Here is a 25,891-nt window from a genome sequence, read left to right as displayed (position 1 = left end):
ATTAAAAAGAATATTTTTTCAATTGATTATATATCCCAGACAAATTTGGACTTAATTCATTCCCCAAATCCTCTGCCCTAGACAACTGTTTTTCAGGGAACTGTTTATCAATACTGCCTCCTATAAATTCCTCTATTTTTTCAAGAACTTCTAACGAAAATAATTGATTGAAATGAACAAACATCCAATTTTCTTTTTGAATATCTTTTTCATAATTTTCAAGTATGTGCGAATACATCGATTCCCAAACTTTTAAAGCTCTTTCACTAGTCATTTTTAAAGGATGCAAAGCTTTATTCTCTTCACACTCTCTAACAATGCTATTTGCTGTTTTAAAAGGCTCTCTATAAACAACCAAATATTTTGCTGCTATATTATTCTTTTTAAAAAGTTTCTTCCAAATAGGCAATGTATAACTAAAACGAGGGTCTTTATAACAAAAAGAAGGTTTATTAATTAACACTTCTATTCTATTATCTATAGAACTCGTTGTTTTAATTTTTTTCCCTTTTGGAATTACTGCTAACCATCTCGCTCTATAAAAAGTAAAAGAGGGGAAAATCCATTTCCTTAATGTTTCAGGTATTGAAATTAAATTTTCTTTTAATATATCTTCGTTAACTGTATTTACTTCGTAATCTTCAAAATAACCTTTTGGATTTGCCTTATCTTTCTTCAAATATTCAAAATTTTCACCTAAATGAAAACCTGATTTTACAAGTATTCCGGTTAACATACTCGTTCCACTTCTTCCAGAACCTAAGATTAAAATATTATTCATTATTATTTAAAAAAATTAGATAGAAATGTATTTCTCTTTTTCGGCAATTGTACCTTCAATTGATTTAAAACACTTAAATCATTATACTTACCGTTAGTTAAATCAATAAGCTCATATCCTTTACTCCCTTTTGATATCAAAAATTGATTAAAAGGCAATGCGTATATTTTAACATTTTTAGCCTCGGCAAAATAGACAGCAAAAGGAAATACAAATGTTGGCTCAAATGTTTTATCATGTTGCCAAACGCTTGAACAAAAATCATCTCCAGCTATAAAACCATTAGACTTAATCTTATCCCATATAGCTATTAAATCAACTGTAATTCCCTTTAGCGTATGATCTCCATCTATATAAGCAAAATCTAAAGAATCATTATTAATTTCTTGATGCATTTCTTGAGTTTTACCTCTTAAAATAATCCTCTTATTACGAACAAATTCAGTCTTCTTTAAGGTTTCATTATAATAATCTTCAAATATTTCATCTTCTGTATTAGCTGGTTTATTCCATTCTTTCAACTTTCTCCAAGGATCAATCATGTAATATTTCTCTATAGAATCGCAATTCAAAAGAATATTTTCAGCAAATTCACCTCTATAAACACCTAACTCAACTATATTTTTAAATCCTTTGTGTTTTACAAAAGAAGTCCAAAGCTGTAATCTATCTTTAGAGTTACCAATTATATTTTCAATGTCCATCACTTTTATTAAGATTAATTATTATAACTATTTTTAAAAGAACAATCTAACAAAAAAGAAGGAAAAATTTCACTTTCATGCAAAACCTGTATTATTAAAACTTTTTTTATTCTTAGATATGGTTCCCTTGTTTGTTTTTTATTTATAGAAATATCTAAAGTATAAAACCCTTTTGACAGTTGTATTTTTTCTAGTAACATCTCAAATTCTATAAGACCATCTTTAAAAAACAACTCATTTTGATTACTATGATCAATATATGCCACTTCACGTTGTTCCTTATCATAAATCACGATTATAAAAATAGGCATCTCAATTTCTCGATTTTGTCTAATTTTAAAATAAAGCTTTAGTGGTTCTCCCCATTTTATTTGAGCAATCCCTTTTTCATTATTATTTATATTTAATCCTTTTGCTTCTAACATTTCAAAAGTACCATCATCAAAAGCAATATTAGATTCATTATCTAAAAATCGACTATAATAAAAATCAATTCCTTTGCCCACTTCTTTGCCTTGAAATTCGGATTCTCCTTTATCCATTAAAACAATTTGGTTACAAATACGTGATACCATCGGCATTGCGTGAGAAACAAAAACAATAGCTGTATTAGGTAAAATAGTATCTATTCTTTTAAAACATTTCAGGATAAATCCTAAATCACCAACTGCTAAAACCTCATCGATAATCAATACATCAGGTTCCATTTGTGCCGCAATAGCAAAACCTAAACGTACCTTCATTCCCGAACTATAATTTTGTACAGGCATATCTATAAATTCTTCTATCTCTGCAAAGGCAACAATAGCATCAAACTTGTCTTTAATTTCTTGCTTGCTAAAGCCTATGATAGCAGCGTTATTATAGATATTTTCGCGACCTGTAAGTATCGGATTAAAGCCTGCTCCTAATTCTATCAAAGCACCTACCTTACCATACATGGTTACACTACCTTCATCGGGTGCAATCAAGCCATTTAATATTTTAAGCAGAGTACTTTTACCTGCCCCATTATGACCTATAAGCCCTAAACATTCGCCACGACGTACTTCAAAACTAATATTACTTACAGCCCAAAACTCATCTTTTCGTAACGACTTGTCTTGTTTTCTTCTTATAATACCGCTAAAAACATCGCTTAAACCATAAAGCAAACTTTTTTTGAGACCTTTGGCAAATTTCTTAGAAACGTGATCTACTTTTATCAATACTTCTCCCATAATTAACTCATTCTTTCAGTTAATATTGGCATCGAAACTCTATAAATAATTAAAGCTAATATGCTCAAAATTGTTGTTACCAAAATCCCTACACCCCAGAAGACAGGATTTTCTATATTATAACCAGTTAGTACATTACGCAAATCGGTAATAATATAACTCAAAGGGTTTAACAGCATTATCTTACGCATTATTCCATTAGATGGCATAGCATAAACTACAGGAGTCGCATACATCAAAAACTGGAGTCCAATAGGAATCAAACGACTAATGTCGGTATAAAGTAAACTTATTGGCATCAACAAAGTTCCAACAGCCACAAAAAATACAATAGTCAAAAACAAAAGAGGGATAAAAAAAAGAATTTCTATCGTAGGAACAATTTTAAAGAAAATCAAAAAGAGTATTATTAGTCCAATTTTAATAAAAAAATTAAATAAAAACTTTAATATCCCTAATGTAATTAAAGCCTCTTTATCAAAATTAATTTTAGTAATAATACTTTGGTTGGCATTAACACTTGCCGAAGTCAGATTGATACATTCTCCTATAATACCCCATAAAGTTGTTCCTATCAAAACAAAAGCGGGATAAGGAATATTAGTTGTTGTCACTTTGATTGTTCCTGATGATTGCAAAAAAATCCAAACTAAAGAGTTAATTAATAAAGGGAAAATAGCCCAAAAAATACCCAAAAAAGATTGTCGATATTGCGCCTGTATGTCTCGCTTTGCTAATTGTTTTGCTAAATAAAAAGAATCTCTATATCCCTTTAAACTAGCTTTTAGAATGTTCCTAAAACTATAATTGTTGGAACTGGTATAAATATGTTTTTCTAAATTCATTTAAATTTTTCTTTCTGTATAATCCATTTTACTTTTCGTTTATTTCTATCCAACTTACTCAAAATACTTATTCAAGTTACGTTTTCTGAAATTAAAAAGTAAGATTTCAAAACATACAAGTATGTTCTTTATTAATACAATCTTTTTTTAATAATACCCATTATTTTTTCTACTGCTTGTTCTGGAGATTCTTCAATTGTATGTATAATAATATCAGGTTTTACGGGGTTCTCATAAGGTGAACTAATTCCTGTAAAATTTTTAATTTCTCCCGTACGAGCCTTTTTATATAATCCTTTAATATCTCTCTGTTCGCAAATTGCTAATGGAGTATTAACAAAAACTTCAACATAATTTTCGCATCCAACAATATTCTTAACTAATTCACGTACGACTACCGTTGGCGAAATAAAAGCGCCGATAACAATAGTGCCTGCATCAACAAATAATTTGGCAACCTCGGCAGTACGTCTCAAATTTTCATTACGTCCTTCTTCAGTAAAAGCAAGCTCTTTATTTAATCCATTCCTTAAATTATCACCATCAAGTGTATAGGTATGAAAATCTTGTTGATACAATTTCGTCTCAAGTAAATTAGCAATAGTCGATTTTCCTGAACCTGAAAGTCCAGTAAACCAAATTAAAAAAGACCGATGTCCATTCTTTGCCTCTCGATCCTTTCTCCCTATAGTATAGGACTGAACTAAATTTGATTTTTCCATCAACATCAACTATTATTTAACTACAAAAAAAGGATTTAGTAAGCTTTCTTTATTATATTTCAGCTCCTCTTCTAAATCAATCTGCATGACCTTTAAGCCAACAGCGTTACAAATCGCATGACCCGCGGCAGTGTCCCATTCCATTGTTGGCGCAAATCTAGGATAAATATTTGCTTTTCCATCTGCTAGTAAACAAAATTTTAAAGAGCTGCCTCTTGAAACCAAAGAAACTTTTTTACCCAATTGAGTTAAATCGTCAATATACAATTCAGTTTCAGAATTCAGATGAGAACGACTTGCAACTATTATGACTTCATTTTCTCTTGACAAACTAGGAACTAAAAGCTGAGACTGTCCTTTCATTTTATTTGCAAAAAAATGACTACTCAAATCAATCTTATACGCTTTGTTATCCTGAACAACAGCATAGTACAACGTTTTGGTTACAGGCACATAAATCACTCCCAAAACTGGCCGCATATTTTTTATTAATGCAATATTAACAGTAAATTCTCCATTTCTCTTTATAAATTCCTTGGTTCCATCCAATGGATCAATCATCCAGCAACTTTCAAAGCTCTTTCTATCTTCAAAATTAATTTGCTTATTCTCTTCACTTATTATTGGAATCTTAGTAGGAATTAATATAGAATTTATAATAGCATTAGCTCTTTCATCTGCTACTGTAAGTGGAGAATGATCTGATTTAAAAGAAATTTCAAAATCCTTGGAATAAATATTCATAATTTCAGCACCAGCGGACACCGCAGCATTTATAGCTATTTCAAGTAATTCATTCATTTTTTTTATTTATAAGAAAACATCATAACGCGATCTCTTTGCGTCAAATTATTTTATATATTATTATATTTTGTAAGATATTTCAAAATCATAGAATTATTGTCTCAAAAAAAGAGCTACTTAAAATGTAAAGGTTGAAAGAAAGACTCATCGTTTTTACAACTTCAATAATTCAATCGCAATCAAAAAAGGTTCACAAGAACAATCTTGTAAACCTTTTCTTTTAGTAGTTATTTAAAATTTTATTTATCTAAAATCTCAAAAGTTGAATTCATACTCTTAAACTCAGGGACTATGACTTTCATTTTGGCAACTATATCATCATTATCAAAGAAATTAGCTATCCCGATCAATTCATCAATATCTCCATGTAAACTTTCAAATTCATCTTGAATTTCTTGAGCAATCATGATTTTTTCATGGTAAGTAGGGACAGTCTTTGCTGTATCATTCAATAATTCTTCATATAATTTTTCTCCTGGACGTAATCCAACAACCTCTATCTTAATATCTCTATCTGGAATAAACCCAGCCAATTTAATCATCTTTTTGGCCAAATCTAAAATACGAACAGGCTTACCCATGTCGAAAATATAAATTTCACCTCCATTACCCATTGCGCCAGCCTCTAGAACCAACTGACAAGCTTCTGGAATGGTCATAAAATAACGAATGATATCTGGATGCGTAATTGTTACGGGACCTCCATTGGCAATTTGTTTGGTAAATAATGGTACAACAGAACCATTAGACCCCAAAACATTTCCAAAACGAGTAGTAATAAATTTTGTTGCATTGATCTTATTCTCTCTCTGGGTCTTTATTTGCAAAGATTGAACGTATTTTTCAGCAATTCTTTTGCTGGCTCCCATAACATTACTAGGGTTTACCGCCTTATCTGTTGAAACCATAACAAATTTTACGACCCCATATTCACAAGACAAATCTGCTAAATTTTTAGTTCCCATAATATTAGTCAAAATAGCTTCTGATGGATTTTCTTCCATTAAAGGCACATGCTTATAGGCTGCTGCATGATAAACAACTTGTGGCTTATACGTTTTAAAAACCCTATTCATGACTTCTTTATTCCTAACATCAGCAATAACATTTCTAATTTTTGATTTTGGAAATGAACTTTCCAATTCAAGACTTAAATGATGCAACGGCGTTTCGGCTTGATCTAAAATAATGACTCTCTTTGGATTGAATGTTAATACTTGTCTAACTATTTCACTTCCGATAGAACCAGCTGCTCCTGAGATTAAAACAGTTTTATCTTTTAATTGTTTCGAAATAGATTTATTATCCAAAACAATTGGTTTTCTCCCTAATAAATCTTCAATTTGAATATTCTTTACCTTTTGAGAAATCTCTTTTTGGTTTTCCCAGTCGGTAATCAAAGGCACAGTATAAACTCTGTAATTAAACTCTAAACATTGATCTACAACAATCAATTGCTCTTCTTTACTTATACTCTTATCTGCCATAATAACTGCCTCGGCACCTACTGAACGCATTAAAGAAGGTAATTTTTTCTTTTGAACTAATATGGGTAAATCTAACATCCTCTTAGATGCATTTTGATTATTTCTATCAACAAAACCTACGATTTTAAAACGAGTAGGAGTTTCAAATTTTAATGCATTGGCTACCGAAATAGCATTCGCATCTGTACCATAAATAACGGTTCGGATTAATTTAGTTGTATTTTTTTCAGATAGATATAATTCAAAAGTTTGTTTAACAACAACACGATATAAAAATAAACCGCAAAAAGAAAGTACTACATTGATAAAAAATGCAGTAGTCAAAAATACTCGTTCATCGTATAATAACTCATAAGCAAAATTAAAGATCAAGAATACGATCAAAACTGAAATTTGTGAAAACAAAAGCTTCACAGCATCAATATAAGATGAGTGTCTAATAATCCCCGAATAAGTTCGAAATATCCAAAAAAAGAAAACATTAATTCCAAAAAAACAAGACGTAAAAAAAACGTCATGTGAAGTAAGAATATATCTTAAACCCGTCCCTCTAAAAATAAGTAAGGTGAAAAAAAATGTAATTATCAAAACTGACAAATCAATCATTACAATAATCCACCTAGGCAAATAACTCAAATTACGGATACTTAATTTCAGATTATCTCTAGAAAAAATTCCAGCGTATATGGAGTTTTTAAGCATATTATAAGGCATTTAAAATTTCTAAAAGAAATAATTGATAAAAACAAAAATACAAATTATTATCTTTATAAAAATAGATTAATTGAACTAAATAGTCTTTCATAAATAAAAGGTCTAAATACAACAATACCATCCTGAGCGACAATTAACAATCCGATTTTTCAAACAAACGCATCAAAGTAATACAAATTTGATTATTTAATTTTCACCTCTTTTAAAGATAAATTTACAAGTTCTAATAATAATCTTCAAATCATTACAAAAACTTTGATGGTGATAATAATCCAAGTTCATTTTTACTTTATCTGGAAAAAGAACTTCATCATTATAAACTAAAGGATTACTTTGATTTCGTAACAATACATCTTCATTGTAATATTTCAAAGATGCTAAACTTGTCAATCCAGGTTTTAATTTCAGGATTTTTCGATTCTCATCTTCTAACAAATCATAGTACCCCTCAATATCTGGCCTTGGTCCCACAAAACTCATTTCTCCTTTCAATACATTGATAAGTTGTGGTAACTCATCTAATTTAGAATTTCGGAGTAATTGCCCCATCTTAGATATTTGCAGCTCTTTTATATTTTGGTTTACTTGAATGGTTCTAAGCTTATAGATTTTAAATCGCTTTCCATACTGACCAATACGTACTTGTGTAAAAATTCCATTAGTCCGAGTATCAATAACCGATAAAATCCAGGCCAGAAATAATACCCAAAAAAACAAACAAAGGAGTATTACTGAAAATAAAACATCAAAAAATCTTTTAGTTATTGACCGCAATTGAAAATTAATTAAGTAAAATATAATATTATATTACAATTCTCAAATTTTTTGTAAAGTAATTTTTTGGACAACTCTTTTTCTAATCCATAAATAAAATAGAATTTGAAATAGTAAAAAAGGAACAATAATTTGGAGTGATAATTCCCCTATTTGTTGCAAATAAAGTAATATTACATTAATTGACACTTGAATTCCTGAGTACAATAATGACACTACTAAATGAGAGTATCCTAATTCATTAGCCAAATATTGATATAAATGAGATCTGTGGGGTGTCAAAATATTCTCTTTCTTTTTAATACGGGTAAAAATGGTAATTACAGAATCAATCCCATAAACAGATAAGAACAGAAGATATCCAATTTGACCTGAATCTAAAATTGTTTTCATCATAAAATACCCCAAAAACAAAGCCATACTAATGCTACCAACATCACCTGCAAATGTCTTAGCTCTTTTTCTAACATTAAAAATACCAAATGCACAACAAGACAATCCCATAGTAATCAATAATGGTAAACTCTCCTTATTTATTTCTATAAAAGAAAAACTCACTATAGCAAAAAATGAATACAATACAGTAATTCCATTGATACCATCCATAAAATTAAAAACATTCACCCAACCTATCATCAAAATAAAAATTACAGGTAAGATCCAAAACAATTGGGTAAATAACCCTAAATCATAAAAAACTAAACAAATGGCTATAGCATGAGATGCAAATCGGGGTAATTGAGACAAAGGCTTTATATCATCTATAAAACTTACAATAGCTACCAAAACTACTGCAATGGTTATTGACAAAGAAACATATCCTAGAATATATGCAATTAGAATTGCAAAAGGAAAAATAATACCTCCACCACGCAAAGTAATTGAAGTGTGAGAAGAACGACTATTTGGCTTGTCTATTATATTAAAATGATCAGCAATTTTGAAATAAATCAACTCAATACCAATAAATAAAAAAAGCAATGCGATGTATATCATACAGGAGATTTTTTATTCTTAGTTAATCATAACCAAAAATAGATAACGAATAACTAAATAATTTTAATTACAATTTGTGTTTTAAAAGACCTAACAAATATTCTCCATAACCAGATTTCTTCAATGGCTCAGCTAAATCTCTTAATTCTTGTTCTGTTATAAATCCTTGTCTCCAAGCAATCTCTTCAATACAACCCACTTTCAAACCTTGACGTTCTTCTAAAACCTGTACAAATTGTCCAGCTTGCATCAAGCTATTAAAAGTCCCTGTGTCCAACCAAGCAGTTCCTCTACTCAATATACCAACTTTTAAAGCTCCTTTTTCTAAATATACTTTATTCACATCGGTAATCTCATATTCACCTCTTGCACTAGGTTTAATATTCTTGGCAATTTCTACCACTGAATTATCATAAAAATACAATCCTGGAACAGCATAATTAGATTTAGGCTCTAAAGGTTTTTCTTCAATAGAGAGTGCTTTAAGATTTTTATCAAACTCCACTACTCCATATCGCTCAGGATCAGAAACATGATAAGCAAAAACAACTCCCCCTTCAGGTTTTGTATTCGATTGCAACAATTCATGCATATTGGCTCCAAAGAAAATATTATCACCCAAAACTAAAGCTACACTATCCGATCCAATAAATTCTTCTCCTATCACAAAAGCTTGTGCCAAACCATTTGGAATAGCTTGCTCAGCATAGCTAAAACGGCATCCAATTGCTGACCCATCTCCTAACAATTTTTTGAAATTAGGTAAATCATGTGGAGTTGAAATAATTAATATTTCATTGATCCCTGCCATCATCAAAGTTGACAATGGATAATAGATCATTGGTTTGTCATAAACCGGCATCATTTGTTTACTCATTGCAAGCGTTAACGGATGTAACCTTGTACCTGAACCTCCTGCTAATATAATTCCTTTCATATATTAAAATCTTATAGTATTATCCTCTTAAATTTCTCTTTATATCAATCTAAATTCAATTTCTTTTTCAAAACAACAAATCAACTCTCCCAACTCATCTCATCCATTCCCAACACTATCCTAAAATATATTCTATTTAAGAGAGGGTATCCTAAAGTAACATTTTACAAGCGAAATAATATAAAACGGAGTTCTTCTTTTCTGACTAAGTGTTATATTTTACCACACAAAACATTTAAAGAAACACTAACATTGCTATTAATAGCAACCACTTTTTACAAAAATTAATCACTTAAAAATCACACAATCTATAGTAAATATTCACTAAAAGACCTATATCCAATCAAAGTAACTGAATTACTAATATTTGGCAATGGTTTTACTTTATTATACAAAGTATAACTAAATTTAAAATGAATAAAACAGAGCCATAAATGCGCTTGTTTAGGAGTCATCAACTCAAAAGACAATAAAGCTTTATTTGACAATCTGTCAAAAACGAGTTCGTCACTATAGTTTGTTTCAAAAAAATCTTCTCTGCAATCCCAATCAGCAACTGCCAATTGAATGTGTACTTGTGTTGCATTTTCAGGCCAGATAATATCATTTGAAGGATTAAACCATGTTAAATTAAGTTCCGCTTTTTCCCAACTAAAAAGGAGAGTCTTAGAAAAAACACTTTCTATAGGGCGACTGTTATTTCCTTCAAATCCAAGTAAAAAATCCAATCCTGTTAAAGTTCGCAATCCATTAATAAGTTGCCTGTTGCCTTCTTTATTTTGAGTATCCTCATTTAAAATAGCCAACAACAACTGTATACAGCGGCCAAATAAAGATCCAGCATGGACATTCTTATAAAAAGGTTGAACCATTTGCTTAAAAATCTTCGCTTTTCTGGAACATAAACCAAAAGCAGCACCTTGTCTGCGTATCGGATCAAAAATAGCATTATCACGAAATTGTTGTTTGGTAACACCTGTTTTACCAGACATTCTTACAATATTGCCATCAGGAGAATCGTAAAAATTCAAATCATCAATTGTTCCTGTAATTGTAAAAGGGGCTTTTACTTTTGCCATTTTTTTCCAAAGATAGTAAAAGCAATAGAATTTAACATGAATTTACATCATATTCAATATGTTTTGCACTGTTAATATACTTTTTAGAAACCTGAAATTTCAAAATGCCAACTAAAGCTTTCTTCAAAACCATCAATCAATCATTAACTAACTGACCCATACACCTAACTAAACTTTCTTTATAATTAGGAACAATAACTCCAAATGTAGTTGCAATTTTTGATTTATCTAACAGAGAGTATTGTGGACGTTTTGCAGGAGTCGGATAGGCACTACTGGGAATACCTGAAATCACACAATCGAATCCACCAATTTCTTGAATAGACAAAGCAAATTCATACCAACTAATTTCTCCTTCGTTTGAGAAATGATAAATACCCGCTTCCCATTTTGAATAGTTTATAATAGTAATAATCGCTTCAGCCAAATCAGCTGCATAAGTAGGGCTCCCTATTTGATCATTAACTACATTCAAACTGTCTCTTTCCTGCATCAAGCGTGACATTGTTTTTACAAAATTAGCTCCAAAACTTGAATATACCCATGAAGTACGAATAATAACTGCATTAGTATTTTCACGTATACAAGCGATTTCTCCAGCTAATTTGGTTTGGCCATACACATTTATTGGGTTTGCAATAGCTTCTTCTTTCAGCGGGACTGAGGCTGTACCATCAAAAACATAATCAGTAGAAATATGAATGAACTTACAATTATTAGCTGATGTCCATTGAGCCATAATAGCAACGCATTGGTGATTCAAAACATCAGATAATTCAATCTCATTCTCTGCCTTATCAACAGCAGTATGAGCGGCACAATTGATGAGTATTTGAGGATTTAAATTATTTAATTCAATTGCTAATTGCTCTAAATTACTTAAATCCAATTCTTCTCTGTCAGTAAAAATCCATTCAAATTGTAAATATTGTAAAGACAATACTTTTAATTCAGAACCCAATTGACCATTGGCTCCCGTTACCAAAATTTTATTTTTATTATTCAAAACTCCAGTCTATTTCGTTAAAACTTGGTAAAATCATATCTTTCTCCGAAACAATAGCTTCACCCTCATTTATCTGCCAATCGATATTCAAGGTTGGGTCATCAAAGCGAATGCCTCTCTCACTTTCTTTATGATATAATTGATCCACTTTATATAGCACTGAAGCAGTTTCACTCAACACTGAAAAACCATGCGCAAAACCATGAGGAACCATTAACTGTTTCTTGTTTTCAGCATTTAATACAACCGAAAAATATTGTCCATAAGTTGGTGAATTTTTACGCAAATCTACGGCTACATCCAAAATCTCTCCTTCTAATACACGCACTAATTTCGCTTGTGCAAAAGGGTTAATTTGTAAATGCAAACCACGTATTACTCCTCTTTTTGAAAAAGATTGGTTATCTTGAATGAATTCATACAAGATTCCATTTTCATGGAATTTAGCTTTATTATAAGCTTCGAAGAAGTAACCACGATCATCTGGGAATACAGTTGGATTGATTATTACTAAGTCTTGAATGGGTGTTTTTTCTATTGTCATTGTATTACTATTTTTTAAAAGAGTCAAATGTGATTAATAATCCTTCTTTAGCGGAGATAGGTAATTCTTTACTTAATACCATTTTTATTTTTTTGTTTGAAACCACGTAATTCTCTGTTAACTTTTGAAGACGTTCCGAATTTAGGGGTAGCTTCAAAATATCTCCAATCAATGCCATTTTATTAATTAGAGAAGTTGAAATTTTCATGATCTTATTTCGTTTTCCTAAGCTTTGTCCTAACAATTTAATCAATTCATTAGTTGATAAGGCATCATCATCAGCAAGATTATAAATACCTGATGAAATATCAGTTCTTTCTAATAATTCTTTAATAACGAAACATAAATTTTTGATGCTCAAAAAAGAGCGTTTATTTTCAAAAGTTCCTAAAGGCCAAGGTAAACCTTTTGACACCAATTGATATAATAAGTTTAGATTTCCTTTATTACCAGGACCGTGAATCATGCAAGGCCTTAGAATGTAAATCCTTTTTCCTTCTGGTAATTCTTTGGATAAAATATAAGCTTCGGCTTGTTGTTTAGCAATACCATAATGCGTTTTAGGATTTGGAATTTCATTTTCTGTTAAAGTTCCAGCAACTTCATCTGCTACTGCTTTTACGGTACTCATAAAAATAAAAATGCTTGCTTTTGAATCAATGAATGAATCAAATAATTGTTTAGTTAGCTCATAATTGGCATCGTAATAGTCTTGCGGAACAGAAACATTTTTTAAATCGTGAGCTTTACCTCCTAAGTGAATAATAGCATCTACTTCTAAGCTGAAGCTTTGATTGTTTGCATAACGAACGCTTAATCCTTCAACATCAAAATCATTTTTTAGAAATTCTTTAAGATTTAAACCCACGAAACCTTTTGCTCCAGTAATAATAATTTTCATTTATTTAAATTGAGCTAATGCTTTTTTATTAATAGATCGCCTCTCACTATCAAAAAACCAACCCCACTTATTAAAATATGTTATCGCCGAATTAATAAAAACTTTAAACAATCTAGAGTTCTTATTTGCCCCTGACTCATACCCGTGGTAAACGCTAACCTCTGGATAATATATAGTCTTGTATTTTGCATGCATCCTTCTAGATAAATCCCAATCTTCAAAATACATAAAATAGTTATCATCATACATACCAATTTCTTGTATTGCTTTTAGATTCAACAGGGTAAAGCAACCAGATAATATCGGAGTATTATATATCATTTTTTTATCCACAAATCTTAATTCATATGTATTAATAAAAGTATTGTAAATTAATTTTGGCCTTTTTAGTTTCCGCATTAAAATACTACAAGGAGATGGTAGCAACTTAGGTAGATTTTGAACTGTTCCATCAAGATTTAAAATCTGTGGCATCATCATTCCAACTGTAATATCTTCTTCCATGTAAGCTACCATTGAAGAAATAACGTTTCCTTCAAAATAAATATCAGGATTAACTATAAAATGATAATCTGAGCCACATTCAATAGCCTTTTTAATAGCAATATTATGTGCACCTCCAAACCCTGGATTAGAGGGATTATGAATATAATGTATTCTTAAATCCTCACATGTTTTTTTTAAATTGTCATTAATCGAATTGTCAACTAAAAAAAGCTTAATATCCAAATTTTCACGAAATAGGCTATCAATAGTTTTCATTAACTCAAATAAATCAGCATTATAAGCAACAATAGAAGCTGAAAATGTTTTGCTAATCATAAACTCATAATTTTATTATTTAATAGTAATTGGATTTATTGAATTAGGATTTATCGCATTTATTCTGTAATCTCCAAAAGGAATATTCCAAAAAGCTTTACCATTATCTATAAAAAAACTTTTATCAAACAAAAAAGGTTTTCCATCTTCAAGAACACATGCTAACTTATATCCTAAATTCAATACAATTTTAGATAATTCGACTTCTCCTTTTCTAATTAACAGCAATTTATGGTCAATCCCCTTACCTGGAAAACAACTGTTTTTTTCTACAACTTCTCTCAAAACATCTGTCGTTGTTAACAGAAAGAAACTTTGTAAATGAGGATTAAAGTTATTCCTAATCAAGCTTTGATAAATTTTAGAATTCAATGAGACCCCTAACATTCCAATTGATTTGTTTTCTTTAAAAAAATCCACATAAGAATCTATAAACTCACTCTGCAATTTATTAACTGAACTATTACTTAAAATAACATATTGATTTTCTTCGTTTTTAATACTCTCATAAAATCTTTCATATCCAGAAAAATCCATTCCTATATTTGACACTTCAATTACTTTTACATATTCAATTTTACGGTTCAACAGATGTGCATCTGAAAGTGTAATTGTTAAATCAATTTCATATTTTCCTTCATAATTTTGAAATCTTGATAATTGAGAGTCTAAACCACATTCAAATTCTTTAATATTTTTAATTTTCTTTTTTCTACCACCCTCATAACCACCCCATTCATGAACACAAACCGCAATTTTATCTTTATCAATCGGTTTTCTTATTTTGGAAAGTATTGATCTTTTCAGACTCTTACCGTAGTTCCACTTTAAATAATTCATGCTTACATAAATTGGAAACAACAATAATTCAATTAAAATTATTTGACAAAATATATATTTAGAAATTTGTTTCATTCTACTCTTAATCTAATTAATAACATAAAAAAGAACTAAAGTTCTACTCTAGCTTAAACACAGGACTTATAATTTAATTATATCTAAAAATCGTCCATCACAAAATCATCCCTCGCAAATACTTTTTATAGAATTATCAAAATTTTCATTAAAATTAAAAGACATATACTTTGAATAACCATTTTGACCAAGATTAATACATTCAACATCATTATCTAATAAAAAAATCATTTTATCAATTAAATCATTTTTATTAAGTGGATCAAAAAACAAACAATCTACATCATCAATCAAAATCTCCTTTAACCCCGTTTCTTTGGTCATAATTACAGCTCTAGAACAAGATAGTGCCTCAATTGCAACTAACCCCCAAGATTCATTGTAAGAAGGTTGAACTAGTACATTTATTTTAGAAAAAAAGGCAGAAACATCATTGTTAAATTCAAGTAATTCTATTCTATTTATGATATCCAATTCTGTAGCTTTAGCGATAATCTCATCACGTAAAATTCCATTTCCAGCAATTACTAATTTGGTAATTATATTGACTCTAATTTTGGAAATCTCACTAAATGCTTCCAGAAGTGTAATAATATTTTTTTCTCTAACTAATGCACCTAAAAAACCATAGCAAAATTCATTATCATTCAAATTATTTCCAACAATAATTCCATCATTTTTAATTGGTGGATAAATTATATTAGCCTTAAGAATATTTATCGAAAGCGTATTCTCCCATATTTCCTTACTATGATTAGAAACAAAAATTAAATTAAATTTATTGGATAGAAAGAAATTTTTATAAATATTATGAAGGTAGTTTGGGACAATTTTCACTTTTTCGTTAGGCTGTTCATGAATATGCCACAGAATTTTTGCAGGAGTTAAAAAAGCCAAAACAGCTCCTATAAAATTGACACTAGAATTTATGTAAATAATGTTTATTTTATTTACATAACTAAATATTAATAAATAAACTAATCCTGGAATATTAATTATATTACAAATAATGCTTTTAAAAAAATTAGAAGAATTTGACCTATAGAATATTGATTTTGTTAATATATTTGGATTTAATAATTTTAAAAAATCCAAACCTTGAAATTTAGGATAAACAACAAAACGTTTGTATTTGACTTTATCTCCAAATGTGTTATTAATTGCATAACTTAAAACATTATCTGCACCACCTGCTTTTCCTGAATGAGCAATAAAAAGGATATTTTTCATTTATCTTATTTTATTGTTTATTTGCTTCCTCCAAAAAACGTTCTTTCCCAGTACTGTCCAATTCAAAAACTTTATAAACAACATAGTTTTGATACGGATTTGCAGCGCTCCTATATATAAAAAACTCACTGCATTGATAAAAGCAAACTAAAATTATTGATGCAAAAACACTTAATTTATAATATTTTCTCTCCCCAATATCAATTAATAAAGGAAAACCCATTATCAGACCTGATATAAAATAAAAATTCAATCTACTATTTATATTTATTGATTCCCATAGTATTTCACGTAAGAAAATATAAAAAAACAAAGAATTTAGAATTATATTAAAATAAGAAAACCGATTACTCAATACTGTTCTATTATATAGTAATACAAATAATACAATAACATTAAAAATGACTTTTATATTTAAACCCCAAGGCTTGTCATTTGATGAATAATATAAAAGTTTAAATAACGCTCCTGCTGGAATAAATCGAGATAAAAAATTATCAATAATTATATTAACTATAGGTATTTGCAATGCAATTATCAGTAAGCCAAACAAAGTAGAGCCAATAATAAATAATGTATTTAACTTTTTATTAAACAACCAATACAAAATCAGCCCTATCAAAGCAGAAGTATGAAAGAAACTAGCTAAAATAATGCACGCAAAATACTTAATCTTCTTTTTATCATGAACATATCGTAATGAAAAAATAAAAATATTTACAGCAATAGCTTGTCGAACCCCACTCATATCAAGTGTAAAATAAACAAATGAAAAATAGGTTAATAAAACAAAATACTTATATTTATTTAAATAAAGTTTTAAAGAATTAAACAACATCAAAGTTGTTAACAATGAAATAAATAAAAACATAATATTAACTTCAGTTCCTAAGGTTCTAAACAATGAATTCAAGAACAAGTAACCAGGCTCAGCACCTATTTCAGAAACTCTACCATACTTTACAATTTCCCCAAATGAATTTGTAACATTATAAATATTTTCGTATGCAAAATAATCCATCCCTGTTTCAAAACGCAAGCCCGAAGTCAACCAAAATAAAAGAAATACAATAAAATAATTCAACCTTGAAATCCTATTCCCATCGATAGAAATAGAGGCATAGCAGGCTAGACATAGAAAAAGAAAAATTAAAAAATAATACATTGTATTTAAAGTAATTATTTAACCTATTACAACTGACTTTTCATGGCCTCTAAATATTTCATTCCATATTTCAAATCAGGTTCCATATAATTACCTTCTGCCCATTCATTCCATGATTTTACAAAAATTATTTTTTCATCATCTGGCTTCTTTTTAACTGCATCAATGACATCTGATAAATGTTTTTCAAATAACTCAGGAGTAGAATCTTGAAAAACTAATCCTTCATTTCCACTTCGTGGTGTATGATCCCAATTTGGAAAAACACATGGAATTACATCAATATCAGAATCTTCAATACCAGTAAACCATTTCATAATATGACCGTATTTAAATATACGTGGCATATTAAAAACATTAACTCTAATTCTTTGCAATGCTTTTACCAAAAATGTTCTTCTTTTCATAAAATCAAACATTCTTACCACATTGATAGCATCAAATCCTAATGCTAATATTTTAGCCTTATCCTCAATATTAGGAGTTTGAGCAACAAAATGAATTCCTTTAATTCCATTTTCTTTTGCAAGCTTCTGCCACAAAGTTATAAAAACTGACACATCAGTAAACCCTAATGCTTTGTAAATCAAAAATAAAGGTTTCTCATTAACTTTAATATATCTTTTATCTTGCAATGCTGGTAACACCGCATAAAAATGTGCCGTATAATCATCTATCCCTGGATATAATTGCTCAATTAACATGTTTCTGTTTTTTAGACCATGCGCAAAACCTTTCCATGTTTCATTTGCCCATGCTAAACAAAAAGGAAAATCAGGTTCTCCTGACGCAACCACCTCGTTAAAAGGCCTTTCAATTAGTCTTTTCCCATTACCAAACCAATAATGCCAATAGCAAAAACCTTCAATTCCGTAATCTCTAGCCATATCAGCCTGAGCTTTGCGAGTTTCTGGAACACGTAAATCATAATATCCTAAATCGGCAGGAACTCGTGGTTGATAATGTCCTTTAAAAAGTGATTTTGCCTTACCTACATTTGTCCATTCAGTAAAACCTTTACCCCACCATTTATCATTTTCAGGTATTGGGTGATATTGTGGCAAATAAAATGCTATTACTCTTGCTTTCTTTTCCATTAATTTAATTCTCTTATTACTCTGGCAGGATTACCCCCTGCAACACTATTTTTTGGTATTGATTTTGTTACTACTGCATTTGCTCCTACTATAGTATTGGCTCCAATAGTAACGTTTGGTAAAACTACAACCCCCTCACCAAGCCAAACATTATCTTCAATAATCACTGGTCCTTTACTATATAATTTTCTTTGAGCTGGAGGTAAGCTTATAGCCTCAAAATTAATTTCTCCATGATAATGATCAGTTATATAAACTTTACTCGCTAAAAGTACATTATTCCCTATAACAATTTTATTAATAGCACCAATATGACAATCTTTCTGAATAGAAACATTATTCCCAATAAAAATTTCAGGTGAAAAAAAATCACCGAGTGCTTCATCGATTGCATCCAACCTTAGTCTTTGATCAAAACCACAATGTTTTCCTAATGATATATATTTACCACCTCTCAAATAAATAGGGTAAACTACAAAACATTTAGGTTTGTTTTGAAGATAATTTGATATCCACATTGAATATAATTGATTAAATATATCAATCAGCTTATTCAATGATACTTTGATAAAAAAAAATGCAATCAAACTTATAAGAAAATTAATTACACTCCTCAATATATTTTTCATAATGATCTTAAATATTGTTACATTTTACAAAACAAACTTTTCCTTTACTACTAATTCTTTTAGCAAATTATTTATAAATTGATTTTATCTTTTTATAGATAAAATTTCTTTATATAATTCAATAACTTTATTTACGTTCTGTTCATTAGAAAAATTATTTATAGCAAATTTTTGGGCTTCCATAATCATTGAAAAATAACTTTCGACACCGTCAGCAACTACATCTTTCATTAGCTCAACCATTTCTTCATTAGTCAAAAACAAAAGTCCTAATCTCTCCTTTTCTAAAATTTCTTTAGTACCACCGGTATTCCTTCCAATAACCAAACATCCGTTGAACATTGCTTCCGCTGTCACCCTACCGAATCCCTCATATCTAGAAGACATAATTAAAGCGGTTGCCTTTGCCATTAAATTAGATATGTCATTCCGCATCCCAAGAAATAAAACTCGATTAGTTATATTTAACTTTTCGATTAATTCTACTAACGAATTCATATAAATAGAATCCTCTGTGTCTCCTGCTAAGTACAAATAGTATTCAGAATTAATTTTATTAAATTCAGAAAATGCTCTAATTGTCTCTTTAATTCCTTTACTTTCTTCAAGTCTACCAGCAAATAAAAAATATTTTTCTTTAATTCTATCAAATTGCACAAGCGTAGAACTTAACACTCCATTGCTTATAACTTTTGCCGGAAATTTTAATGAAAAATGTTTATAAATAGACTCTGTTATTACTATTGGGAAATTATTAATTGAATTTAGTTTTAAAACAAATCTATCCATAGAGAAAAGAGGCTTCATTTTAAAATCTAAATCCTGATACTCTCGTATGTGCCATACATGAGGTATACCAATTTTAATAGCTACATTGAAACCTGTATGGATAGGTCCAACATTAGTGTGAATTAAAGCTGGCTTAATTTCCTTTGTTAAACTTAAAATTTTCCAATAAGCTTTTTTATTAATGAATAAGATTCGGAATATTCTCGGGATAAACATACATATATCTCGAAAATTATTTATAGATGGAAACACATCCATACGAATAGGTATCACATAACATGGCAATCCCCTGTCTTTTAAATTAACTATAATACCATTATCAGTAGGCAAAATCACGAATGGCTTTATTCCATTTAAAATTAAGCCATCAATCATATTTAAAAATGACTTATTTGCACCTCCATAAGGTGTAGAATCGTTTAGAATATATAAAACTTTACATTGCATATTTAATCTATTGTCTTTTAATTAAAAAGGAATCTCAATTAAAACTATTAGTTGCATAAAAAAATACAATTCAATCTTGATTTTCATGAGATATCGTATATTCAACAATCTCTTTAAAATATCACTAACATAAAATAACTCACTCTTTAAAAAAAAATAAAGGCATTAAAAAAATAGGACAGGAAGTTATCAATAAATTTCTAGATACTTTTAACATTAACTATACAAATTCAATGTTAAATCTGCCATTTTTTTCCATGTATCATCCTTTATTCTTGAATAATTAAGCTCACCAGCAAGTTTTAATTCTTCTTCTGAAAAACCCCTTATTTCTTTCATAGTCTCCTTCAAATCTAAATAAGTATTAAAAAGAAACTTTGAATCTAAAAACTCAGACATACTACCAACGTTAGATGCAATGCAAACCTTTTTATAAGACATCCCAAGAAGCAAACCACCCGACGTTAATATATCTTTATAAGGATAAAGCATTGCATCAGCAAGGTCTAAATAACTACTAATATCTTCATCATTTATATATTCTGCTATCAGTTTTATATTACTAAATTTATCAATTTTCTTCTCTATCAATTTTTGTTCATCCTTAGCTTTAACACTGCCACAAATAACAAGTTGCGCATCATTAAAATTTAATTCTTTAAAAGCGCTTATTACTTCCAACACTCCCTTATACGGGCGAATATTACCCAAAAACATAAAAGTAAACTTTCCGTTATCTATTTCTAATTTATTTTTTAACAACAGTTTCCTTTCATCATCTCTAACTGGATATGCATTGATATAATTAGCATGAGGAATAATTTGAATTTTATCTGAATTTGCGCCATACTCTTTCATTAATTTATCTTTTGCAAACAAACTATGGACACTAATTCTATCTAAAATCTTTACAAAATTTTTTAAAAAAAATTTTTCCAATAATGGATGACTACTTTCGTGACTTTTTAAATTATGTGCTGTCCAAATATATTTTTTTGATTTCTTAAACAGCTTCAATCTTAATAAAAAAACAATAATTTTTATAAACGTAATAATTGAATTATTGCCTAATATATAAGTGTCTAACCAATGAAAATGAATAACATCAGCTTTATTCAAGTCTATAGTTTTAAAAAAATCTTTAAATCCCAATCCAGCATTCCCTACAGAAACTCCTTTTAACTCTAATTCTTTTATCAATTCTTTTTGATAAGGATTTCCATCACTATATGGAGCGAAAATTACTTTCATTTTAATTTATAGCATTTTTAAGAAATTCTATTGAGAATTTTCTCTTATTTTCCAAAATATTATTTATAGAATTCCAATCGATTTTTTTAGAGAAAATATTAGATACAGTTTTTTCTGAAAATGATTCTATCATATGCTCTTCCAAATTTAATAGTGTTAACACACTGTAAATTCGTTCGTTCATACCTTCAGCATGTCCTGTATTAGGCAATACAATAAAGTTCGTATTATTTAATATGCAAAAAACCATTCCATGAAAGGAAGTAGTTATTACCAATTCAGCATTTTTAATATAATTAACCCATTCTGGAATTGTTGGCAAAACATTCCCAGAATCATCAGAATTTGCTGATGCATGCACGACTTTATAATCTTTTAAGCTATTTGCATACCCAATAAACTTATCTTTATCTAGAATTTTACTATTCCCAAGAGTATATATAAAAATAGATTTTTGTTCCTCTTTAATATCAGGAAGCTCTAACATTTTTATCCAATCTTCTTTAGTAAATAACAATGTAGGGTCTAGCACCCATTCTGGATTAGAAACTTTTAAATCCATACAAATATCCACACCACTTTCTTCCCTAACACTTACTGAATTAAAATTTTGAATATATTTATTGAATAATTGATTTGTTTTATCCGATAACTTTTTTTGACCAAAACTTGCTGCGTACGCAATCCTTTTTATTTTATTATTACCAAAGCCTAGTAAAAAGGCTTCAGCTGAAACACTAAAATTGTTATTCCATACTTGATCACTACCTACAATATATACATCTGCAACTGGAGGTTTTTTTATTAAATCTTTATAATCTAAATAATCAGAACCCTCAGAGACAATATACTTCTTTTTAAACTCCTCAAATTTTCTTTTTTCATCATTGGCTAGCTTTTTCTTAACAAAAAGTCCGCGAATAGTAGTATAAATAAACTTTAAAAAATTTTTCAATTTTATTTTAAAGTTTACAACAAAATTTTCACTTTTATACGGAATAGGTATCCTCTTATATCTTATTAAAAATGGATTATGTCCTAAATCACCAACTATCTTTTGTAAAGCAAACAACTGTAAAATTTGTCCATAATTATTTTTTGATTCCCAAAACGTCATTATCCCTATTCTCATATCTTTTTTATTATACTACTTTTTAATTAATACATTCCCAATTATAAAATGACTTTTTATGTCACATTGATATTCTTAATGTTGATATACTTAAATATTTATCCTTTTTTATTTAATTTATTCTTAATAAAATTCAACAACATCATTCTTTCTAAATGATTACAACCAAAAAATGAAATCACAAAAAAATTGATAATCATCACAATAAAACTAATCCATAATAGATCAAACAATTTTTCAGGTCTCTTTACCAACAAATTAAGACCATATAATAACACTATAGAAACTAATGATACTGCCAAAACGGGTAAAATTACTTTCTTTATAAAATTAAAAATATCTAAATCAAGCATTTTTTTCAGAAAACCAAACCTAAAAAAAAAAGCTAAAATGGATAAAACTATTGCTACATACAAAAATGACGTAGGATCTTTATTTATCTGGAAAAAGAAGTAACTAATAGGCAGATTTAAAAACAAAAAACCTCCAATAATTATCTGATACCATTTAATTTCACCCGTTGCAAAAGCAGCTGTTATGAGAGGTCTCGAAATACATTCTATCAATAAATTAACCAAAGTTAAAACTGTGAAAATTGCTGTATATTGTGGTGGATTTTTAAGCCACCAAACCAATATATAATCAATATTAAAAATTATAGGACTAACTAAAATAAATAACAAATAATAAGAGAATTTAGAGGACTGATATACAAGTTTTTGCATTTGATCTATATTACCTTGAGCATAACTCTTATAAATTTGGGGATTTACTGCCATCTGAAAATTAGTAACAAAAGAATAGACCGCATTTTGAATTTGCAAAGTAATTCCATAAGCTGCATTAACTACTGTTCCAAAAAACAAGTTCAATAATATATTTATTCCTTGTCCTTTAGCTATTCCTGCTATACTTCCAAAAACAGTCCAACCAGAATATGAAATTAATTCCTTATACATCCCTTTGTCCTTATATAATCTAAAAGAACTTTCCTTAAAGTTTACATGACAATATATTTTATATACTGTTGAAATAATTAAAGATAGCAAAAATACCAAAATCGCATAAGTATTTAACTTATCATAAGGTGATATATACAACAAAAAAACAATCACCAACTTTAACAAAACCTCCGCAACACTTATTATTGCAAATACGTCCATACGTTCTTTTACAATAATCAATGCATTAAATGGTACTTGAGTAATACCAATAATACTTGCCAATATAGAAAACTGATAAACAAAATTTGCTTGATCAACTTTATCCACAGGTAAATTTAATTTACAATTTACAAACCACAAACCAATAGTCTCAGCTATTAAAAGCACTAACAGAGCAATAACTATATGTATAATTAGAGCGGAATTAAAAGTTTTTTTAAGATTTTCTGAGTTCTCTTTCCCAATATCCATAGCTAAAAAACGTTGTGTAGCTGTTGACATTGCAGAATCAAAAAAACTAAAAAGAGTTACAACTCCACCAACCACGCTATAAACCCCATAACTCTCAATACCTAATGCATTAAGCACAATCCGTGAAGTATAGAGACTGACCCCCATTGTCAGAAACATTCTTACATATAAGAACAAAGTATTTCTGGCAATCTTTTTATTATCTGTGGACATTAAATTATTAGTTAGTATATAATTAACAAAGAAGTGGTTGAAATCAAATTATTTAGTAGTTGTACTTAGGAGCATTAAAAGCATTCCTTGAGATAATTCACTCTCGCCAAATGTTTGAGAGTAATTATTAATACCATGTGTATCTCCAGAAGTTGAGATAATCGTACCATCCTCCTTTATATAGTTATTCAGTATTTTAAAAACATCTTGCTTAGAATATGCATCTGGTTTTGATAAATTTATTCCATACATAAACATTGTTGTAGATGAAGCATCAAATTTAGTGTCTGACCCTGGGAATTGAGTCCAAACTAAATCATCAGTTTTAAGCATCTCAAGCGAGTTTATTAATCCATTCAGTTGAGAAGTAAGTCTTCCTTCTTTTTTTACATACTCAGACAACCCAATGAGATACCACCCAATTCCACGTCCCCAATTTGTAGGCCCTACCTTAATATTTGTTTTTAAATTTATACCATGACAGGGTAAAAATGTTTCTTTATCTACACCATATGTATTATAAAATTGTAATTGTTTTAAACAGAGTAATAATGACTTTCTATCTTTGCTTATTTCTTCATATCTTACCAAAAAGGGACAAATCATTCCTACTACATCATTAAGCTGTACATTACTATTATTCCTGTAAAGAACAATATTATTATGTTCTAATGATTTTATATAATTATAAATATACTTAGCAAATTTCTCATATTTTATATTATTTGTATATTTAAATAGATTTATAGCTGCTATACCAAATGGCACTTGATCTACTTTGTCAAGCACAAACGAAGGAGACCCGTCATCATTAATATATTTATCAAAAATTTTAGCAATTTTAAGCATTAAAACGGTATCCTTTTCAGATTTAGCATAATCAGTCAATCCACTAATCAAATACGCTCTCGGGTAATTATACCTCTTAAATAAATCATCTCGTCCTCCGTGTCCTAACATTCTTAAAAAGCTTTCAGAAAAACTAGACTGCTCATCAAAAACGGTAAATATAGTATTAGAATTAGCCATTTCTAATGACCTATTCAAAATGATTTTCTCAGGAGATTTAATATTACTTATTTTAGGTTGATTTTTTGAATGTTTAATTTCAAATCTCAGCATCATAAAAGGAATAATATCAACTTTTAAAACTATTAAATTACATATTAATGAAATTACAAGAAAACCTATAATCCATTTGTTTTTTTTCATAATATTAGACAATTAATTTAATAACTGACAGCTTTACTTGTTAAAACTATTTTATAAAAT

Annotated in this window: 25 protein-coding genes; all 25 read right to left on the bottom strand. The window is 29.0% G+C overall.

Features of this window, described 5'->3' with window-relative positions; translation table 11 throughout:
• Window position 1: 1 nt before the first annotated feature.
• On the bottom strand, window positions 2-781 hold the full coding sequence (locus CLU82_RS12680; protein WP_100843439.1) for a sulfotransferase: 780 nt from the start codon (window positions 779-781) through the stop codon (window positions 2-4).
• Window positions 782-783: 2 nt separating this feature from the next.
• Window positions 784-1,485 (bottom strand): class I SAM-dependent methyltransferase, encoded by a 702-nt coding sequence (locus tag CLU82_RS12675; RefSeq protein WP_100843438.1) that lies wholly within the window; start codon window positions 1,483-1,485, stop codon window positions 784-786.
• Window positions 1,486-1,499: 14 nt separating this feature from the next.
• Window positions 1,500-2,705: an ABC transporter ATP-binding protein gene (locus CLU82_RS12670; protein ID WP_100843437.1), complete on the bottom strand. Its 1,206-nt coding sequence runs from the start codon at window positions 2,703-2,705 to the stop codon at window positions 1,500-1,502.
• 2 nt (window positions 2,706-2,707) lie between these two features.
• Window positions 2,708-3,550: an ABC transporter permease gene (locus tag CLU82_RS12665; protein ID WP_100843436.1), complete on the bottom strand. Its 843-nt coding sequence runs from the start codon at window positions 3,548-3,550 to the stop codon at window positions 2,708-2,710.
• Between the two features lie 131 nt (window positions 3,551-3,681).
• Window positions 3,682-4,272 (bottom strand): adenylyl-sulfate kinase, encoded by a 591-nt coding sequence (gene cysC, locus CLU82_RS12660; RefSeq protein ID WP_100843435.1) that lies wholly within the window; start codon window positions 4,270-4,272, stop codon window positions 3,682-3,684.
• A 12-nt stretch (window positions 4,273-4,284) separates the two neighbouring features.
• Window positions 4,285-5,073: a 3'(2'),5'-bisphosphate nucleotidase CysQ gene (gene cysQ / locus CLU82_RS12655; RefSeq protein WP_100843434.1), complete on the bottom strand. Its 789-nt coding sequence runs from the start codon at window positions 5,071-5,073 to the stop codon at window positions 4,285-4,287.
• A 242-nt stretch (window positions 5,074-5,315) separates the two neighbouring features.
• Complete coding sequence (locus tag CLU82_RS12650) at window positions 5,316-7,265, bottom strand: nucleoside-diphosphate sugar epimerase/dehydratase (protein WP_198520220.1); 1,950 nt, start codon at window positions 7,263-7,265, stop codon at window positions 5,316-5,318.
• Window positions 7,266-7,463: 198 nt separating this feature from the next.
• On the bottom strand, window positions 7,464-8,042 hold the full coding sequence (locus CLU82_RS12645) for a sugar transferase (protein WP_100845024.1): 579 nt from the start codon (window positions 8,040-8,042) through the stop codon (window positions 7,464-7,466).
• A gap of 51 nt (window positions 8,043-8,093) precedes the next feature.
• Complete coding sequence (locus tag CLU82_RS12640; RefSeq protein ID WP_100843432.1) at window positions 8,094-9,047, bottom strand: UDP-GlcNAc--UDP-phosphate GlcNAc-1-phosphate transferase; 954 nt, start codon at window positions 9,045-9,047, stop codon at window positions 8,094-8,096.
• Between the two features lie 67 nt (window positions 9,048-9,114).
• A complete protein-coding gene (gene rfbA, locus CLU82_RS12635; RefSeq protein WP_100843431.1) occupies window positions 9,115-9,984 on the bottom strand; it encodes a glucose-1-phosphate thymidylyltransferase RfbA in 870 nt (289 codons plus the stop codon).
• Window positions 9,985-10,292: 308 nt separating this feature from the next.
• Window positions 10,293-11,063, bottom strand: coding sequence for a hypothetical protein (locus tag CLU82_RS12630; protein ID WP_100843430.1), 771 nt, complete (start codon window positions 11,061-11,063; stop codon window positions 10,293-10,295).
• A gap of 136 nt (window positions 11,064-11,199) precedes the next feature.
• Window positions 11,200-12,069: a dTDP-4-dehydrorhamnose reductase gene (rfbD, locus tag CLU82_RS12625; protein WP_100843429.1), complete on the bottom strand. Its 870-nt coding sequence runs from the start codon at window positions 12,067-12,069 to the stop codon at window positions 11,200-11,202.
• Window positions 12,062-12,613 (bottom strand): dTDP-4-dehydrorhamnose 3,5-epimerase, encoded by a 552-nt coding sequence (gene rfbC, locus CLU82_RS12620; protein WP_100843428.1) that lies wholly within the window; start codon window positions 12,611-12,613, stop codon window positions 12,062-12,064. Before rfbC ends, rfbD begins: the two co-directional genes overlap by 8 nt.
• 7 nt (window positions 12,614-12,620) lie before the next feature.
• A complete protein-coding gene (locus tag CLU82_RS12615) occupies window positions 12,621-13,514 on the bottom strand; it encodes an NAD-dependent epimerase/dehydratase family protein (protein ID WP_100843427.1) in 894 nt (297 codons plus the stop codon).
• Window positions 13,515-14,336, bottom strand: a complete 822-nt coding sequence (locus CLU82_RS12610) for a glycosyltransferase (protein WP_100843426.1) — start codon at window positions 14,334-14,336, stop codon at window positions 13,515-13,517.
• A 15-nt stretch (window positions 14,337-14,351) separates the two neighbouring features.
• On the bottom strand, window positions 14,352-15,251 hold the full coding sequence (locus CLU82_RS12605) for a hypothetical protein (RefSeq protein ID WP_100843425.1): 900 nt from the start codon (window positions 15,249-15,251) through the stop codon (window positions 14,352-14,354).
• 105 nt (window positions 15,252-15,356) lie between these two features.
• Window positions 15,357-16,481, bottom strand: a complete 1,125-nt coding sequence (locus tag CLU82_RS12600) for a glycosyltransferase family 4 protein (protein WP_100843424.1) — start codon at window positions 16,479-16,481, stop codon at window positions 15,357-15,359.
• Window positions 16,482-16,491: 10 nt separating this feature from the next.
• A complete protein-coding gene (locus CLU82_RS12595; protein ID WP_100843423.1) occupies window positions 16,492-17,646 on the bottom strand; it encodes an EpsG family protein in 1,155 nt (384 codons plus the stop codon).
• Between the two features lie 26 nt (window positions 17,647-17,672).
• Window positions 17,673-18,743 carry a glycoside hydrolase family 99-like domain-containing protein gene (locus CLU82_RS12590; RefSeq protein ID WP_100843422.1) on the bottom strand — a complete coding sequence of 357 codons (1,071 nt, stop codon included), beginning with the start codon at window positions 18,741-18,743 and terminating at the stop codon, window positions 17,673-17,675.
• Window positions 18,743-19,372, bottom strand: a complete 630-nt coding sequence (locus tag CLU82_RS21090) for a DapH/DapD/GlmU-related protein (protein ID WP_100843421.1) — start codon at window positions 19,370-19,372, stop codon at window positions 18,743-18,745. The genes CLU82_RS12590 and CLU82_RS21090 overlap by 1 nt, the downstream gene beginning before the upstream one ends.
• An 84-nt stretch (window positions 19,373-19,456) precedes the next feature.
• Complete coding sequence (locus CLU82_RS12580) at window positions 19,457-20,608, bottom strand: glycosyltransferase (RefSeq protein WP_100843420.1); 1,152 nt, start codon at window positions 20,606-20,608, stop codon at window positions 19,457-19,459.
• Window positions 20,609-20,824: 216 nt separating this feature from the next.
• Window positions 20,825-21,859, bottom strand: a complete 1,035-nt coding sequence (locus CLU82_RS12575; protein WP_100843419.1) for a glycosyltransferase — start codon at window positions 21,857-21,859, stop codon at window positions 20,825-20,827.
• 1 nt (window position 21,860) lies between these two features.
• Complete coding sequence (locus CLU82_RS12570; RefSeq protein WP_100843418.1) at window positions 21,861-22,991, bottom strand: polysaccharide pyruvyl transferase family protein; 1,131 nt, start codon at window positions 22,989-22,991, stop codon at window positions 21,861-21,863.
• Window positions 22,992-23,089: 98 nt separating this feature from the next.
• Window positions 23,090-24,619, bottom strand: a complete 1,530-nt coding sequence (locus CLU82_RS12565) for an oligosaccharide flippase family protein (protein WP_100843417.1) — start codon at window positions 24,617-24,619, stop codon at window positions 23,090-23,092.
• Between the two features lie 48 nt (window positions 24,620-24,667).
• Window positions 24,668-25,831, bottom strand: coding sequence for a glycoside hydrolase family 88 protein (locus CLU82_RS12560; protein ID WP_100843416.1), 1,164 nt, complete (start codon window positions 25,829-25,831; stop codon window positions 24,668-24,670).
• Window positions 25,832-25,891: the final 60 nt, after the last annotated feature.

The organism is Flavobacterium sp. 5 (assembly GCF_002813295.1).
Taxonomy (GTDB): Bacteria; Bacteroidota; Bacteroidia; order Flavobacteriales; family Flavobacteriaceae; genus Flavobacterium.
The sequence above is the reverse complement of the archived record's forward strand: the minus strand, read 5'-3'. Positions and strand labels throughout refer to the sequence as shown.